The 14,876-nt window shown below is 75.7% G+C and carries 11 protein-coding genes and 1 pseudogene; 7 read left to right on the top strand and 5 right to left on the bottom strand.

The features are described from left to right. Positions 1-8 precede the first annotated feature (8 nt). Complete coding sequence (locus PGB27_RS15145) at positions 9-548, top strand: TetR/AcrR family transcriptional regulator (protein ID WP_274201204.1); 540 nt, start codon at positions 9-11, stop codon at positions 546-548. A gap of 67 nt (positions 549-615) precedes the next feature. On the opposite strand, the gene PGB27_RS15150 is transcribed toward PGB27_RS15145, so the two are convergent. Beyond that, positions 616-1,644 carry a glycerophosphodiester phosphodiesterase family protein gene (locus PGB27_RS15150; protein ID WP_408630074.1) on the bottom strand — a complete coding sequence of 343 codons (1,029 nt, stop codon included), beginning with the start codon at positions 1,642-1,644 and terminating at the stop codon, positions 616-618. 40 nt (positions 1,645-1,684) lie between these two features. Next, positions 1,685-2,854, bottom strand: coding sequence for an MFS transporter (locus PGB27_RS15155; protein ID WP_274201205.1), 1,170 nt, complete (start codon positions 2,852-2,854; stop codon positions 1,685-1,687). Positions 2,855-3,073: 219 nt separating this feature from the next. Between PGB27_RS15155 and cofG the strand changes: the two are divergent. The 4 genes and pseudogenes from cofG to yhjD form a co-directional block, all read left to right on the top strand. Beyond that, positions 3,074-4,354: pseudogene (gene cofG / locus PGB27_RS15160) on the top strand (7,8-didemethyl-8-hydroxy-5-deazariboflavin synthase CofG); the annotation flags it as partial. Between the two features lie 26 nt (positions 4,355-4,380). Further along, entirely contained in the window at positions 4,381-5,481 is a 1,101-nt protein-coding gene (locus tag PGB27_RS15165; RefSeq protein WP_274201206.1) for an FO synthase, read from the top strand. A gap of 5 nt (positions 5,482-5,486) precedes the next feature. Next, a complete protein-coding gene (locus tag PGB27_RS15170) occupies positions 5,487-6,950 on the top strand; it encodes a flavin-containing monooxygenase (RefSeq protein WP_274201207.1) in 1,464 nt (487 codons plus the stop codon). 94 nt (positions 6,951-7,044) lie between these two features. After that, positions 7,045-8,103 (top strand): inner membrane protein YhjD, encoded by a 1,059-nt coding sequence (gene yhjD, locus PGB27_RS15175; RefSeq protein WP_274201208.1) that lies wholly within the window; start codon positions 7,045-7,047, stop codon positions 8,101-8,103. A gap of 15 nt (positions 8,104-8,118) precedes the next feature. On the opposite strand, the gene PGB27_RS15180 is transcribed toward yhjD, so the two are convergent. Continuing rightward, positions 8,119-9,426, bottom strand: a complete 1,308-nt coding sequence (locus PGB27_RS15180) for a PucR family transcriptional regulator (RefSeq protein WP_274201209.1) — start codon at positions 9,424-9,426, stop codon at positions 8,119-8,121. Between the two features lie 222 nt (positions 9,427-9,648). On the opposite strand from PGB27_RS15180, the gene PGB27_RS15185 reads away from it, so the two are divergent. Beyond that, entirely contained in the window at positions 9,649-10,593 is a 945-nt protein-coding gene (locus tag PGB27_RS15185) for an alpha/beta hydrolase (RefSeq protein WP_274201210.1), read from the top strand. An 11-nt stretch (positions 10,594-10,604) separates the two neighbouring features. After that, a complete protein-coding gene (locus PGB27_RS15190) occupies positions 10,605-12,125 on the top strand; it encodes a flavin-containing monooxygenase (protein WP_274201211.1) in 1,521 nt (506 codons plus the stop codon). 13 nt (positions 12,126-12,138) lie between these two features. On the opposite strand, the gene PGB27_RS15195 is transcribed toward PGB27_RS15190, so the two are convergent. Further along, positions 12,139-13,608 carry an AMP-binding protein gene (locus PGB27_RS15195; RefSeq protein WP_274201212.1) on the bottom strand — a complete coding sequence of 490 codons (1,470 nt, stop codon included), beginning with the start codon at positions 13,606-13,608 and terminating at the stop codon, positions 12,139-12,141. Continuing rightward, positions 13,605-14,816: a D-alanyl-D-alanine carboxypeptidase family protein gene (locus PGB27_RS15200; RefSeq protein WP_274201213.1), complete on the bottom strand. Its 1,212-nt coding sequence runs from the start codon at positions 14,814-14,816 to the stop codon at positions 13,605-13,607. The genes PGB27_RS15195 and PGB27_RS15200 overlap by 4 nt, the downstream gene beginning before the upstream one ends. Between the last annotated feature and the right edge of the window lie 60 nt (positions 14,817-14,876).

Raw genomic sequence — 14,876 nt, forward strand, 5'->3', positions numbered from 1 at the left:
CTGCAGGGGTGACCGGGAACGGGTCGGCGCGGCAGCAGGAGCTGCTCGAGGCCGCGTACGCGTGGGTGCTCGAGCACGGCTGGGCGGGGATGAGCCTGCGCCCGCTGGCGGAGGCCATCGGGTCGAGCCCCCGCGTGCTGCTGTTCCTCTTCGGCAGCAAGGACGGGCTGGTGCGCGCCCTGCTCGCGCGCTCGCGCACCGACCAGCTCGCCGTCGTCGACGCCGTCGGCGAGGGCGGGGAGCTCGCCGAGGTCGCGGCCCGGGTGTGGGCGTGGCTCGCCGCGCCGGAGCACCGCGCCCTGCTGCGGCTCTGGCTCGAGGCCTACACGCACTCGGTCAACGACGCCGGCGACGGCCCGTGGGCGGGGTTCGCCGCGCGGACCGTCGCCGACTGGGACGCCCTCCTCGCCGAGCACCAGGCCGTCGACGACCCGGCCGAGCGCGCCCTGCTGCTCGCCGTGCTGCGCGGGGCCCTGCTCGACCTGCTCGCCACCGGCGACGCCGCCCGGCTCGACGCCGCCGTCGCCGCCCACCTCGCGACGCTCTGAGCTCCTCCGCCGCCGTGTTCCAGCCTGGCGTCCACGCTGACGCTCAACGGCAGGAAAGCCCCCACGATCACCGGGGTGATCGCGCGGGATGGGCGTGGGGGAGAGGCAGTCCCCGGGCCGCGAGGACGGCGCGCAGCCGGTCGGGCCGGTCGGTGATGACGCCGTCCACGCCCGCGTCGAGCACCGCGCCCATCGTCGCCTCGTCGTCGACCGTCCAGACGATCACCGGCAGCCCCGCGGCGTGGGCCTCGTCGACGAGCGCGCGGGTGGTGAACGGCCGGTAGCCGGGGTCGGTGACCGTGGCGTCCTGCGGCTCCCCGTGCAGCGGCGACAGGGCGGCGACCCCGAGCGACGCCGCCGCCCGCACCACGCTGCCGCCGAACGCGTCGACGTCGAGCCCGCCCAGCCACGGCGAGGCACCCGGGGCCCCGACCTCGAGGAAGTCGGGCTCGGTGAGCGCGACGGTCGGCAGCTCCGGCGCCGCCGCGCGGGCGAGGCGCAGCGCGCCCCAGTCGAAGCTCTGGATCGTGGTCCGGCCGGCGATACCCGCGGCGCGGACCTCGTCGACGACGCGGCGGACGAACACCTCCCGCGGCGCTGTCTCCGCGGGCGCCGCCGCCTCGACCTTCGTCTCGACGTTGAACCGCACGTCGTCCGCGCCGTGGCGGCTCACGAGGTCGGCGACCTCGGCCAGCGTCGGCATCCGCGCGCCCGGCGCGAGCTGCTGCTCGGGCTGCCCCTCGCGACGCTGCGACCCGCAGTCGAGCGTCCGGACCTGCGCGAACGTCAGGTCCCTGACGTACCGGCCGACGTAGGGGAACAGCGGGTCGCCGGGCGTCGCGGGTGCGGTGTCCCGGCAGCGGCGCGGGTCGGTGCGGCGGTCGTGGGTGATGACGTCGCGGCCGTCGGCGGTGATCTGCACGTCCATCTCGAGCGTGCTCACGCCCAGCTCCAGCGCGCGGGCGAAGGCCGGCAGCGTGCTCTCGACGGTGAGGCCGAGCCCGCCGCGGTGGGCCTGGACGTCGATCACCCGGGGCGGCGCCGGCGCGGGCACGCACGCGGTGACGAGCAGCAGGAGCAGGACCGCGAGGCGCACCACGTCACCGTGGTGCCCCGGGGCGAACGCGGGGTGAACCTCAGGCGGCGAGCCCGACCAGCGCGGCCAGGATCGTCGCGAGCCCGAGCACGAGGAACGCCGCGGGGAAGCCGCCGACGGCCGTCGCGACGGCCGCCCCGCCCGCCGGGGCGAGCGCGACCGCGAGCGTCACGGGGGCGGAGAAGACGCCGTTGACCCGGCCGAACGCGCGGGTGCCCCAGCGGTCGGCGACGGTCGAGGCCTGCAGCAGCGTGTGCAGCCCGCGTCCCGCGCCCGCGACGACCGCGAGCGCGACGAGCAGCACCGTCGGCCCGGGCACGAGCGCCAGCGCGACGACCCCGGTGCTGCCCAGGAGCAGGACGCCGGCGACGCGCGTGCGCGGGGTCGAGTGCCGGACCAGCGGGACGAAGGCGAGCCGGCCCGTCACCTGCCCGACGCCGGTGAGCCCGAGCGCGAGCGCGGCCGTGCCCAGGTCCAGACCGCGCCCGACGAGCAGCGGGACGAGGTTGATGGTCGTGGCGTAGAGGCCGAACGCGCCGACCGTCATCACCGTCGCGACGACGGCGAAGCGGGGGCTGCGCAGGACGGCGCGGGCGTGGTCGGCGTCGCTCGTCCCGTCGCCCGCCGCGCCGGGACGCTCGTGCGCCCGCCACGGCGGGGTGAGGAAGGCGGCGTGCAGGGGGACGGTGACGACGGCGAGCACCACGGCGAGCACGAGGAAGACACCGCGCCAGCCCAGCGGGCCGAGCAGGGCGGCGGTCAGGGGTGCGAAGACGGTGCTCGCGAAGCCGGCGACGAGGGTGACCGTCGTCAGCGCGCGCACCCGGTCGTCGCCGTACCAGCCGGTGAGCGCGGCGAAGGCCGGCGGGTAGAACGTCGCGGCCTGGGCGAGGCCCGCGAGGGCCCAGGCGGCGTAGAACAGCGGCAGGGTCGGCGCCGTGGCGATGGCCACGGTCGCGAGGACGCCGACGACCGAGCCGGTGGTCATCACCACGCGCGGGCCGTGGCGGTCGATCAGCCGGCCGACGACGATGCCGGCGCCGGCCGAGACCAGCGCGCCGACCGAGAACGCGCCCGTGGCCGCCGCGACCGACCAGCCGGTGTCCGCGCTGATCGCCCCGACGAGCACCGGGAACGCGTAGTAGAGGACGCCCCAGCTCACGATCTCGGTGACGCACAGCGCGGCCAGCGCGCGGCTCCGGGGCTCCACGCCGCCCACCCTGGACCAGCCCGGACCGACGGGCCCGACGTGTCGCGACGGCGACGGTGTGGCGGTCCCGACGACCGGTGCGAGCGATGCCGCATCGCGCGCACGGGCGCGTAGGTTCGGGACGTGGTCTTCCTCGCCGATCTCCCGGACCCCGCGCCGCTGCCGCGCGGGCTGGTGGAGCTGCCGGAACCGCCGGAGCCGTCGCGCACCGACGTCGAGATCGCGCTCGGGCGGGCCGCGGAGGGCGCGCTCGCCGGCGACCCCCAGGACCCCGCCGCGCTGCGCGAGGCGACGACGCTGCTCGCGGCGCGGGGCGAGCAGCTCGACGCGCTGCTCGCGCTCGCCGCCGCCCGCCGCGACGCGCACCTCCGCGCCGAGGGGCGCCCGGGCGTCGTCACCTACAGCCCCAAGGTCTTCGTCCCGCTGACCCGGCTGTGCCGCGACCGCTGTCACTACTGCACGTTCGCGACGGTCCCGGGACGCCTGCCCGCGGCCTACCTCGAGCGCGACGAGGTGCTCGAGATCGCCCGCGCCGGCGCCGCGCAGGGCTGCACCGAGGTGCTGTTCACCCTCGGCGACCGACCCGAGGAGCGCTGGTCGGCGGCCCGCGAGTGGCTCGGCGCGCGGGGCCTGGGCACGACGCTCGACCACGTGCACGACGCGGCGCGGGCGGTCCTGCACGAGACCGGGATGCTCCCGCACCTCAATCCCGGCGTCATGGACCTCGTCGAGCTGCAGCGGCTGCGGGCCGTGTCGCCGTCGATGGGGATGATGCTCGAGACCACGGCGAGGCGGCTGTGGTCGCGGCCCGGCGGCGCGCACTACGGCTCGCCGGACAAGGAGCCCGCGCTGCGCCGCCGCGTCGTCGACGACGCCGGGCGGGCGCGCGTGCCGTTCACCAGCGGGATCCTCGTCGGGATCGGCGAGCACCGGGCCGAGCGGGCGCAGTCGCTGCTCGTGCTCGCGGAGTCGGCGCGCCGCGGCGAGCACCTGCAGGAGGTCATCGTCCAGAACTTCCGCGCCAAGCCGGACACGGCGATGCGCGGGGAGCCCGACGCCGAGTTCGACGCGTTCGTCGCGGCCGTCGCGGTGGCGCGGCTGATCATGCCACTCGGTGTCAGTGTCCAGGCGCCGCCGAATCTGGCGGGGGAGCTGGACGACGCGGGAGACGGAGCGCAGCGGAGCTCGACCATCGATGCGGGAGACGGAGCGCAGCGGAGCTCGACCATCGACGCCACGAGCGCGGCCCAGGACCAGGCCCTGCTGCTGCGCGCGGGCATCGACGACTGGGGCGGCGTCTCCCCGGTCACGCCCGACCACGTCAACCCCGAACGCCCCTGGCCCGGGCTCGACGCCCTGCGCGAGGTGACGGCCGCGGCGGGGTTCACCCTCACCCCGAGGTTGACCATCTATCCCCGCTACGTGCGCGACCCGAACCGGTGGCTGCACCCCGACCTCGTCGACCCGGTCATCGCGCTCGCCGACCCCGACGGGCTGGCCCGGGTGCGCCGGCCGGCGGCGGCCCGGTGAGTCTGCGCTCCCACCTCGCGCGCGCCGAGGCCGACCCCGCCGGCCTGTCCGACGAGGCTTACGTCGACCTGCTCGGCGCCGACCGCGAGGAGCTCGAGGCACTCGCCGCGCTCGCCGACGGGGTGCGGCGCGACGTCGTCGGCGACCAGCTGACCTTCGTCGCCAACCGCAACCTCGACACGGCCGTCGTCCGGGACCCCGACCACACCACGGCCCTCGTCGACGAGGCCTGGGCGCTCGGGGCCACGGAGGTCTGCGTGCAGGGTCCGCTGCCGCCCGACGTCGGGGACCGCGCGCCGCTCGACCTCGTCACGCTGATCACCGGCCGGGTGCCGCTGCACCTGCACGCGTTCCGCCCCGCGGAGGTCGCCGACGCCGCGGCGCGCCTGGGCGTCGACGCCCGCGACTTCCTCGTCGCCGCGCGCGAGGCCGGGCTCGGGTCGGTGCCGGGCACCGCGGCGCGCATCCTCGACGACGACGTCCGGGCCCTGCTCACCGGCGGCGCCGACATCCCCGCGGCGCGCTGGACCGAGCTCGTCACCACCGCGCACGAGGTCGGGCTCCGGTCCACCGCGACGATGGTCTACGGGCACGTCGAGACCCCGGCGCAGCAGGTCGCGCACCTGCGGGCGCTCGCGGCGATCCAGGACCGGACCGGTGGGTTCACCGAGTTCATCCCCATGCCCATCCAGCCCGAGGCGCTGCCGCCGGAGCTGCGAGATGGGGGCTTTCCTGGCCTTGGACGCCAGCGTGGACGCCAGGCTGGCAACCCCAGCGCCCGGGAGACGCGGGCGCTGTACGCGGTGGCGCGGCTGGTGCTGCACGGGCGGATCGACCACGTGCAGGCCGCCTGGCCCAAGCTCGGCCCCGGGCTCACGACCGCCGTGCTGCGCGGGGGTGCCGACGACGCCGGCGGGCTGCTGCTCGACGGCGCGATCGACCCGGCCGCCGGGGCGGAGGCGGGGCGCCAGCTCACGCTCGCGCAGGTCGAGGAGCTCGCCGCCGCGCTCGGCCGCGCCGCGCGTCAGCGCACGACCCTCTACGACGACGCGCCCGCCGACCGGCAGGCGGTGCTGCGGGAGGCGCAGCCCAGGTGAGCACGGTGAGCACCGACGTCGACGTCGCGGTGGTCGGGGCCGGGTTCGCCGGCATCGGCCTGGGCATCCGCCTGGCCCGGCGACGGCGCGAGTCGTTCGTCGTCCTCGAGCGCGCGCCCGGGGTCGGCGGCACGTGGCGCGACAACCGCTACCCCGGCGTCGCCTGCGACGTCCCCTCGCACCTCTACTCGTTCTCGTTCCGGCCCAAGCCCGACTGGTCGCGGGTGTTCGCGCCGGGCGCGGAGATCCACGAGTACCTGCGGGAGTGCGCCCGCGACGAGGGCCTCGACCCGCACCTGCGCCTGGGCACCGACATGCAGCGGGCCCGCTGGGACGGCACCCGCTGGCGGGTCGTGACGTCGGCGGGCACCTACCGTGCGCGGGTGCTCGTCGTGGCCGCCGGCCGGCTGTCCGAGCCCCGCATCCCCGAGATCCCGGGGCTCTCGGCGTTCGACGGTCCGGTGTTCCACTCCGCGCGCTGGGACGGGGCGGCGGCGCTCGCAGGCCGGCGCGTCGGGGTGGTCGGCACCGGGGCTTCGGCCGCGCAGATCGTCCCCGCACTGGCCGGCACCGCGTCGCACCTCGTCGTCTTCCAGCGCACCCCGCCGTGGGTGGTGCCGCGCGGCGACCGCGCCTACACCGCGCAGGAGCGTCGCGCCTTCGCCCTCGACCCGGACGCCGAGCGCGCGCTGCGTGAGGAGCTGTTCGACGAGGCCGAGCGCGCCGTCGACGCCCGCCGCCGCGTGCGCCCCGACATCGACCAGCTGCGTGACCGCGCGCTCGCGCACCTGGCCGCGCAGGTCCCGGACGCCCGCCTGCGCGCGCAGCTGCGGCCGGACTACGAGATCGGGTGCAAGCGCATCGTCATCTCCGACGACCTCTACCCGGCCCTCGGCCGCGACGACGTCACCCTCGAGCCCAGCGCCCTGGAGCGCGTCGAGAAGTCGACCGCGATCGCCGCGTCCGGCGCCCACCACCCGCTCGACGCGCTCGTGCTCGCCACCGGCTTCTGGACGACACGGCTGCCGTTCGCCCAGCGCATCGAGGGCCGCCACGGCCTGCTCGCCGACCGGTGGGCCGACGGCATGACCGCGCACGCCTCCACGGCCGTGCACGGCTTCCCGAACATGTTCGTGCTCAACGGGCCGAACGCGAGCCTCGGCCACAACTCGGCGGTCTACATGATCGAGACGCAGATCGACCACGTCCTCGGGGCGCTCGACCACCTCGCCGCCGGCGACGGCACGCCGCTCGAGGTCACCGCCGCGGCCGAGGAGGCCTACACCCGCGAGATCGACGCGATGGGCGCGGACACCGTCTGGCTGCAGGGCGGGTGCCGCAGCTGGTACGTCGACGAGGCCAGCGGACGGCTGACCCTGCTCTGGCCGGGCACCGCCCGCTCCTTCCGCGCGCGCAACGGCGTGTTCGACCCCCGGCCGTACGGACAACCGCCCGTCGGTGGCGCGTGACCCGCGCGTGGGGGGCAGCCACCCGGGGTAGCTACCCCGCGCGCGGGCCCGCCGGTCCGCCGCCAGTCGGGGACCGCGAGGGGACGCGCGCGCGATGACCAGCACCGCCAGCACGGCCGACACGGACACGTCGAGCGAGCCGACGCAGCTGGAGAAGCTGCGCGCCCGCTACCCCTGGCTCGACCACCTGGTGCGGGCGGCCTCGCGCTACACCGACAAGCACGGCGACCACTACGCCGCGGCCATCACGTTCTTCTCGATCCTCGCGCTCGTCCCGATCCTCATGGTCGCGTTCGCCGCCGCGGCGTTCGTGCTGGCCAACAACGAGGCGCTGCTCACCCAGATCCAGCAGAGCATCACGGCCGCCGTGCCGCCGGGTCTGGGCGACCTGCTCAACTCGGTCATCGACCAGGCCATCGCGCAGCGCAACACCGTCGGCATCATCGGTCTCCTCGGCGCGCTGTTCTCCGGCCTCGGCTGGATGGGCAACCTGCGCGAGGCCCTCTCCGAGCAGTGGGACCAGCGCGGGGAGCCGCCGACGATCGTCAAGAAGTACGCCGGCGACCTGTTCGCGATGATCGGCCTCGGGCTCGCCTTCGCGCTCTCGTTCGCGATCACCGGCGTCGGCACGGGCCTGTCGAACACGATCCTCGGGTTCCTCGGCCTGGCCGACGAGACCTGGGCGGGCGTGCTGTTCTTCGTCGCCGGCCTCGTGATCACCCTGGCCGCGAACTGGCTGGTGTTCCTCTGGGTCATCGCCCGCCTGCCCCGCGAGCCGGTGACGCTGCGCTCGGCGGTGCGGGCCGCGCTGTTCGCCGCGGTCGGGTTCGTGATCCTGCAGCAGGTCATGACGGTCTACATCTCGAGCGTCACGAACTCGCCCGCCGGCGCGGCGTTCGGCCCGATCATCGGTCTGCTGGTGTTCGCGAACTTCGTCTCGCGGTTCATCCTCTTCGTCACCGCCTGGGCCGCGACGCTCAAGGAGAACGAGCGCGAGGAGCTCCCCGAGCCCGCGCCGGTGATCGTCCGGCCGGCGGTGACGGTCGGGCGCACGCCGGGTCCGCGGGCCGCCGCCGGCCTGCTCGGCGCGGGGGCGCTGCTCGGGGTGCTCGGCCTCGGGTACGGGGGACGGCGCCGCCGCGACGACGGCTGACGCCTCCCGGCCCGCTCAGCCCGCCGGTGCCGCGGGCCCCAGCCAGGCGCACGCGAGCAGCGCGAGCTCGACGTCGAGACGGTCGTCGCCGAGCGGCCGGCCGCGGACCTCGTGCGCCCGGCCCACGCGGTACTTGACGGTGTTGCGGTGCACCTGCAGGCGCTTGGCGGTGCTCGCGAGGCTGCCGCCGGTCGCGAGGAACACCCGCAGCGTCTCCCGCAGCCGCCCCACCCCGGGGTCGGGGTCGGCCAGCGGGCCGAGCACCCGGCGCACCCAGGCCAGCGCGCCGTCGCGGTCGGCGCAGAGCAGGGCCACCGCGCCGACCTCGTCGAACAGCGTCACCGGCGGCGGTTCCCCACCGCCGGCGAGCGCGACGTCGCGGGCCCGGCGGGCCTGGTCGTGCGTGGTGCGGAAGCCCTCGACCCCGCCCGCCGGTGACCCGGCCGCGACGCGCAGGCCCGGGTCGTGACGGGCGAGGACCCCGGCGACGACCTCCCGCGACGGCGCCGCGTCGTCGCGACACGGCAGCCACGCCCAGGCGCTGTCGGCGTCCCACGGCACCACCAGCGGGCGGCCCGCGGCGCCCAGCGCCGTGCCGACGTCCAGGGCGACGCGCTCGAAGGTCCCGAAGCCGGCGCCGTCCGCGCCGCCCTCGCCCGGGTCGCGCCACACCACGAGCCCCAGGTGCACTGTCGAGAAGCGGTAGCCCAGCGTCGACTCCACCGCGAGCCGGTCGTCGGGCGCGGTGGGGGCGCGGCCGGCGAGCACGTCGCGGACCCGCGCCACGCGCATCGCGTGCCGGCCGCGGCGTCCGCGGTCCCGCTCGGCCTCGTAGGCCGCGACGACGTGCTGGGTGACGTGGTCGACGTACTCCATGACCACCAGCACGATGCGCTGCGAGGCCGCCGCGGCCACGTCCCCGGGCCGTCGCGTGGCCTCGGCGAACGCCCACTCCATGAGGTGCGACTGCCCGACGCGGTAGGCGCGGATCAGCGCGTTGACCGGCACCTCGTGCTGCGCGAGCCGCTGCGCGTACGCGATGGCCGCGGCCGGGGGATCGACGGCCCGCGGGTCGAGCTCGTGGCGCAGGATGTGCAGGATCGTCTCGACGTTGCCCTCGACGCTCGCGCCGAGCAGGTCGCGCAGGGCGGGGTCGCCGCGCAGGTCGTCGATGCGGGTGGCGAGCACGTCGCTGATCGAGGCACTGACCTCGCCGCGGCGCGGGGCGAGCGCGGCGGCGACCTCGGCGACCTCGCCGGCGACGTCGGTGGCGTCGGTCGCGGCGCCGTCGCGGGCCGGGGTCGCCGAGGGCTCGATCGTCACCACCTCGCGACCACCACCCGACGTCCCGACCGCCGCTGCCGGCCCTCCCGCGCGACGGTAGCCCTCCCGCGGTGTGGCGACCAGCACACGCTGTGCGACCGGGGTCGACCGACAGGGCGGGGACAAATCCGTGCGCGGCCTTCGTGCCGCGGGGACGAGGCGCGCCGCGTGTGTGATCCGTCACGGTGACGTGGCAGCGTCGCCGACCCCACAGGAGCCCCCGTGCCCGTCCACCCCGAGGCCCAAGCACTGCTCGATGCGCTCGTCGAGCAGGGCATGCCGCCGATCGAGTGCATGACCGTGCCGCAGGCGCGCCAGGCCACCGCCGCGTTCGTCGACCTTCAGCCGCCGGCCGAGGACGTCGCGACCGTGAGCGACCGCGCGATCCCGGGCCCCGCCGGCGACATCCCGGTGCGGATCTACACGCCGTCCGGCGACCTCCCGCACGGGGTGCTCGTGTACTTCCACGGCGGCGGCTGGGTGATCGGCGACATCGAGACCGTCGACCGTCCGTGCCGCCAGATCGCCAACGCCGCGGGCGTCACCGTGGTGTCGGTCGACTACCGCCTCGCCCCCGAGCACGTGCAGCCCGCGGCCTTCGAAGACTGCTACGCGGCCACGTCGTGGGTCGCCGAGCACGCCGACGAGCTGGGTGTCGACGCCTCGCGCCTCGCGGTCGGCGGCGACTCCGCCGGCGGCCACCTCGCGGCGGCGGTCAGCCTCGCCGCGCGCGACCGCGGCGGCCCGGCGATCGCCTTCCAGCTGCTGATCTACCCGGTCGTCGACTTCGACTGGACGAGCCCCTCCATCAACGACAACGGCGAGGGCTACCTGCTCGGGCGCGCGACGATGCAGTGGTTCTGGGCGCACTACCTCGGCGCGACCGACCCGAGCGACGACCCGTACACGTTCCCGCTGCGCGCCCAGGACCTCACGAACCTGCCGCCCGCGTTCGTCGCGACCGCCGAGTACGACCCGCTGCGCGACGAGGGCGAGGCCTACGCCCGCAAGCTCGAGGCGGCCGGCAACACCGTCACCGCCACCCGCTACGACGGCATGATCCACGGCTTCCTCTGGACGCTCGGCGCGACGCCGTCGGGCGCCCGGATGGTCGACGACGCCGTCGCCGCGATGCGACCCGTCCTGAGCGCCACCGTCAGCGCCTGAGAGGAGCACCCGTGACCATCACCGAGAACGCCCCCGCGGGCGCCGCGTCCGAGTCCGGCGCCGTCGAGCACGTCGACGTCGTCGTCATCGGGGCTGGTGTGTCCGGCATCGACGCCGGCCACCACTTGCGCGAGCGCTTCCCCGACAAGTCCTTCGTCATCCTCGAGAAGATGCCCGGACGGGGCGGGACGTGGTGGACCCACCGCTTCCCCGGCGCTCGTTCGGACTCGGACCTGTTCACCTACGGCTACGCCCACAAGCCGTGGCGCGGCCCGTCGATCGCCACCTCCGAGGAGATCACCAACTACCTCGACGAGGTCATCGAGGAGGACGACCTCAAAGCGGCGATCCGCTACCGGCACGAGGTGACCGCGGCGTCCTGGTCGTCGTCCGAGCACCGCTGGACCCTCGACGTGCTCCGCGGGGACACCGGCGAGACCGTGCAGATGACCTGCGACTTCCTGTGGATGTGCCAGGGCTACTACAACCACCAGGACCCCTACCGCCCCGAGTGGCCGGGGACCGAGCGGTACATCGCCAACGGGGGGGTCATCGCCCACCCGCAGACCTGGCCCGAGGACCTCGACTGGGAGGGCAAGCGCGTCGTCGTCATCGGCAGCGGCGCGACGGCGGCGACGGTCGTCCCGGCGATGGCCGAGAAGGCCGCGCACGTGACGATGCTGCAGCGCACGCCGACGTTCGTCGCCGCGGTGCCGAAGACCCACGAGCTCGCGGTGCAGCTGCGCGCGCTCGACATCCCCGAGGACTGGACCCACGAGATCCTCCGGCGGGCCTACATCGAGCAGTTCAACGAGCTGACCCGGATGTGCCTGGAGACCCCGGACGAGGCGCGGGAGTTCCTGCTCGGGGAGATGCGCCCGCTGCTGCCCGAGGGCTACGACGTCGAGAAGCACTTCAACCCGAGCTACCGCCCCTGGCAGCAGCGGATCGCGGTCGTGCCCGACGGCGACATCTTCACCGCCATCAGCGAGGGCCGGGCCTCGGTGGTCACCGACACCATCGACACCTTCACCGAGACCGGCATCAGGACCTCGTCGGGCGAGGAGCTCGAGGCGGACATCGTCGTGTCGGCCACGGGGTTCAACCTCAGCGCGCTCGGCGACATCCCGTTCACGGTCGACGGCGAGCCGGTCGACGTGTCGCAGCAGATCACCTGGCGCGGGATCATGATCTCGGGCATCCCGAACATGGCCTACGTCTTCGGCTACTTCCGGCACAGCTGGACGCTGCGCGCCGACCTCGTCTCCGACCTGGTGTGCCGCCTCCTGGCGCACATGGAGGCCAAGGGGGCGACGACCGTGACGCCCACGCTGCGGCCCGAGGACGCCGACATGGAGATCCGGCCGTGGTCGGACCCGGAGAACTTCAACTCCGGCTACGTCATGCGCAGCCAGCACAAGATGTTCAAGCAGGGCGACCGCGCGCCCTGGACGCACATGCACGAGTACGCCGAGGAGCGGCACACGCTGCCCGCGGCCGACCTCGACGACGGGTCCCTGCAGTACCGGTAGCCGCGGTAGCTGCTCACTGCTGGTACGACGACCGCCGCACCTTGCCCGCGTCGTCGCGCAGCGGTCCCGCGGAGCGTCGCCACACCCGTGGCCGCTTCGCCCGGGACAGCCGCGCGGCGGCGTGGGCGTCGAGGTCGGCGTCGGTGACCTCACCGGCGGCCGGGTCGGTCTGCACGATCGCGTGGGGGACCGCGCCCAGGTCGTCGTCGGGCGCCCCGACGACGACGCACGAGACCACCGCCGGGTGCTCGAGGACCGCGGCCTCGACCTCGGCGGGGTACACGTTCTGCCCGCCGACGACGATCATGTCGCCGGCCCGGTCGGCGAGGTAGAGGTAGCCCTCGGCGTCGAACCGGCCCATGTCGCCGAGCGACTCCCAGCCGCCCGGTCGGGTGCGGGGCTCCGCGCCGACGTAGCGGTAGGTGACCCGCCCCGGCTCCGGGCGCAGCCACAGCTCGCCGACCTCGTCGACCGCGCAGCGGCGGCTGCCGTCGAGCGTGCGGGCCTCGATCTCGCCGCCGGTGACCCGCCCGACCGAGCCCGGGTGCGCGAGCCACTCCCGACCCGTGATCGTCGTGCGCGCCTGCGCCTCGGTGGCCGCGTAGCCCTCGAGCACGCGGTCGGGGCCGAGCCAGTCGATCACCGCGCGCTTCACCGCGGGCGGGCACGGCGCGCCGATGTGGAACAGGGTGCGCAGGGCGGGCAGCTCCGGTAGCGGACCGGGCACGCGCACCATCCGCCCCATCATCGTCGGCACCGCGTAGATCCAGGTCGCGGCGTGCCGCTCGGCCAGCTCCAGGGCGCGGGCGGCGTCGAAACGGCCCATGAGGACGACGTGGTTGCCGGTCATGAGCCCGAGCAGGGAGAACAGGTACGGCGCGTTGTGGAACAGCGGCGCCGTGCACAGCAGCACGCCGTCCGGCTCGATGCGGTACACCGGCGCGCGGGTGGTGACCGACCCCGTCGTGCCCGGCTCGCCCGCGACGATGACCTTGGGGCGGCCGGTGGACCCGCCGGAGGTCGGTGCCTTCCAGGCGGGTGGGGCCGGCGCGGGCGGCGGTGGGGTGTCGGGACCCTCGGGCCGGTGCCCGAGCGGCAGGACGGCGGTGCCCGGTGGCGCGACGACCTCGGCCGACGGAGCCAGCCCGACGACGACGGGCGGGCGGACGACGTCGAGCACGGCGGCGAGCTCGCCCGGCGCGAGGCGGTGCGACACCGGCTGCGGGACGGCGCCGAGCTTCCACGCCGCGAGGGTCAGGGCGTAGTGCTCGGCGACGTCGGGCAGGGCGATCGAGACGAAGTCGCCGGGGCCCACCCCGCGACCGGCGAGCTCGTGCGCCCACCGGTTGGCGTGCGCCTCGAGCTGCGCGGACGTCCAGGTCGCGGTGTCGTCGGTGACCGCGGGCCGGTCGGGGCGCTCGCCCGCCATCCGCGTGAACGCCTCGCCGAGGGGCTCGTCCGGTGAGGCCGTCCCGGTGGTCATCGGCGCCCGGCGCGCAGCGCGAACAGCCCCCCGACCCCGGCGACGACCGCGACGAGCAGCAGCGGCGTCCCCCAGGACGACGAGACCGCCCCCGACGAGGGCGCGACCGTGTCCTCGTCGCCGTCGTCCGGCGCGGACGCGAGCTCCGGGTCCGCCGGCTGCGCGTCGGTGAGCATGCCGATGCCCTGCGGGTCCGGCAGGGCGAAGCCGTGGTCGAGCAGGACCCGGGCCTGCTCGTACATCGGCACCGGGCGCTGCTCGCCGCGCATGAGCACCACCACCAGCCGCCGCCCGTTCTGCTCCGCGGCGCCGATGAACGTGTGCCGCGCGTCGTCGGTGAAGCCGGTCTTCCCGCCGATGTAGCCGGGATAGCCGGTCGTCAGGAGCTTGTTGTCGTTGACGACCTCGAACGGCGGGTTGTCGCCCCAGCCGGGGAACGGGATGCGCCGGGTGGTGACGGCTTGCGCGAACGGTTCCTCGCGCATGGCGACGCGGAAGATCGAGGCGAGGTCGTAGGCCGAGGTCTGCATGCCCGGGCCGTCGAGGCCCGACGGCGTCGCCGCGCGGGTGTCGAGGGCGCCGATCTCGCGGGCCGTGGTGTTCATGAGGTCGACGGTGGCCGGGACGCTGCCGGCGAGCCGGACCGCGAGCGCGTGGGCGGCGTCGTTGCCCGACGCGATCATCATCGAGTCGAAGACCTGGCGGATCGTGTACTGCCCGCCGGGCCCGATGCCGACGCGCGTGCCCTCCTGGTCGGCGTCCTCCTGCGTCCCGGTGATCGTCTCGTCGAGCGGGAGCTGCCGGGCCACGAGCAGGCCGGTGAGGGTCTTCATCAGCGACGCCGGGCGCAGGCGCGCGTGCGGGTTGCGGGCGGCGAGGACGGCGCCGGAGTCGAGGTCGGCGAGCACGTAGGACACGACACCGACCGCGGGCGCGGCCGGCGCGCCCGGGGCGACCACGTCGCCGCAGCTGCCCATCGCGGGACCGCCGACGGGCGGGTCCGGGACGGGGAGCGGGGTGGGCTGGGCCTGCCCGGGCTGCGGGACCTCCGAGTCGTCGACCGGCGGGCCGGGCGCGGTGCCGAAGGGGCAGTCGACGCCCGCCGGGGCGGCGCTCGCGGTGCCCGCCGTGCCCAGGAGGCCGGGCAGGGCGCCGAGGAGGAGCGCCACGAGCACCGTCAGGAGCGCGAGCGGCCGTCGGGAACGCACCGGGGCGACAGTAGACGCCGGTCCCGCCCGGCCCGCGGGCGCCGGGCCGGGCGGGACACC

It is taken from the genome of Actinomycetospora lemnae (assembly GCF_028737315.1).
In the GTDB taxonomy this organism is placed as follows: domain Bacteria; phylum Actinomycetota; class Actinomycetes; order Mycobacteriales; family Pseudonocardiaceae; genus Actinomycetospora; species Actinomycetospora lemnae.

What these genes read in the sequence shown, in the direction of transcription:
- yhjD (WP_274201208.1), top strand. Translation starts at nt 7,045, where the DNA reads ATGACCAGCACCGCCAGCACGGCCGACACGGACACGTCGAGCGAGCCG.
- PGB27_RS15195 (WP_274201212.1), bottom strand. Translation starts at nt 13,608, where the DNA reads ATGACCACCGGGACGGCCTCACCGGACGAGCCCCTCGGCGAGGCGTTC.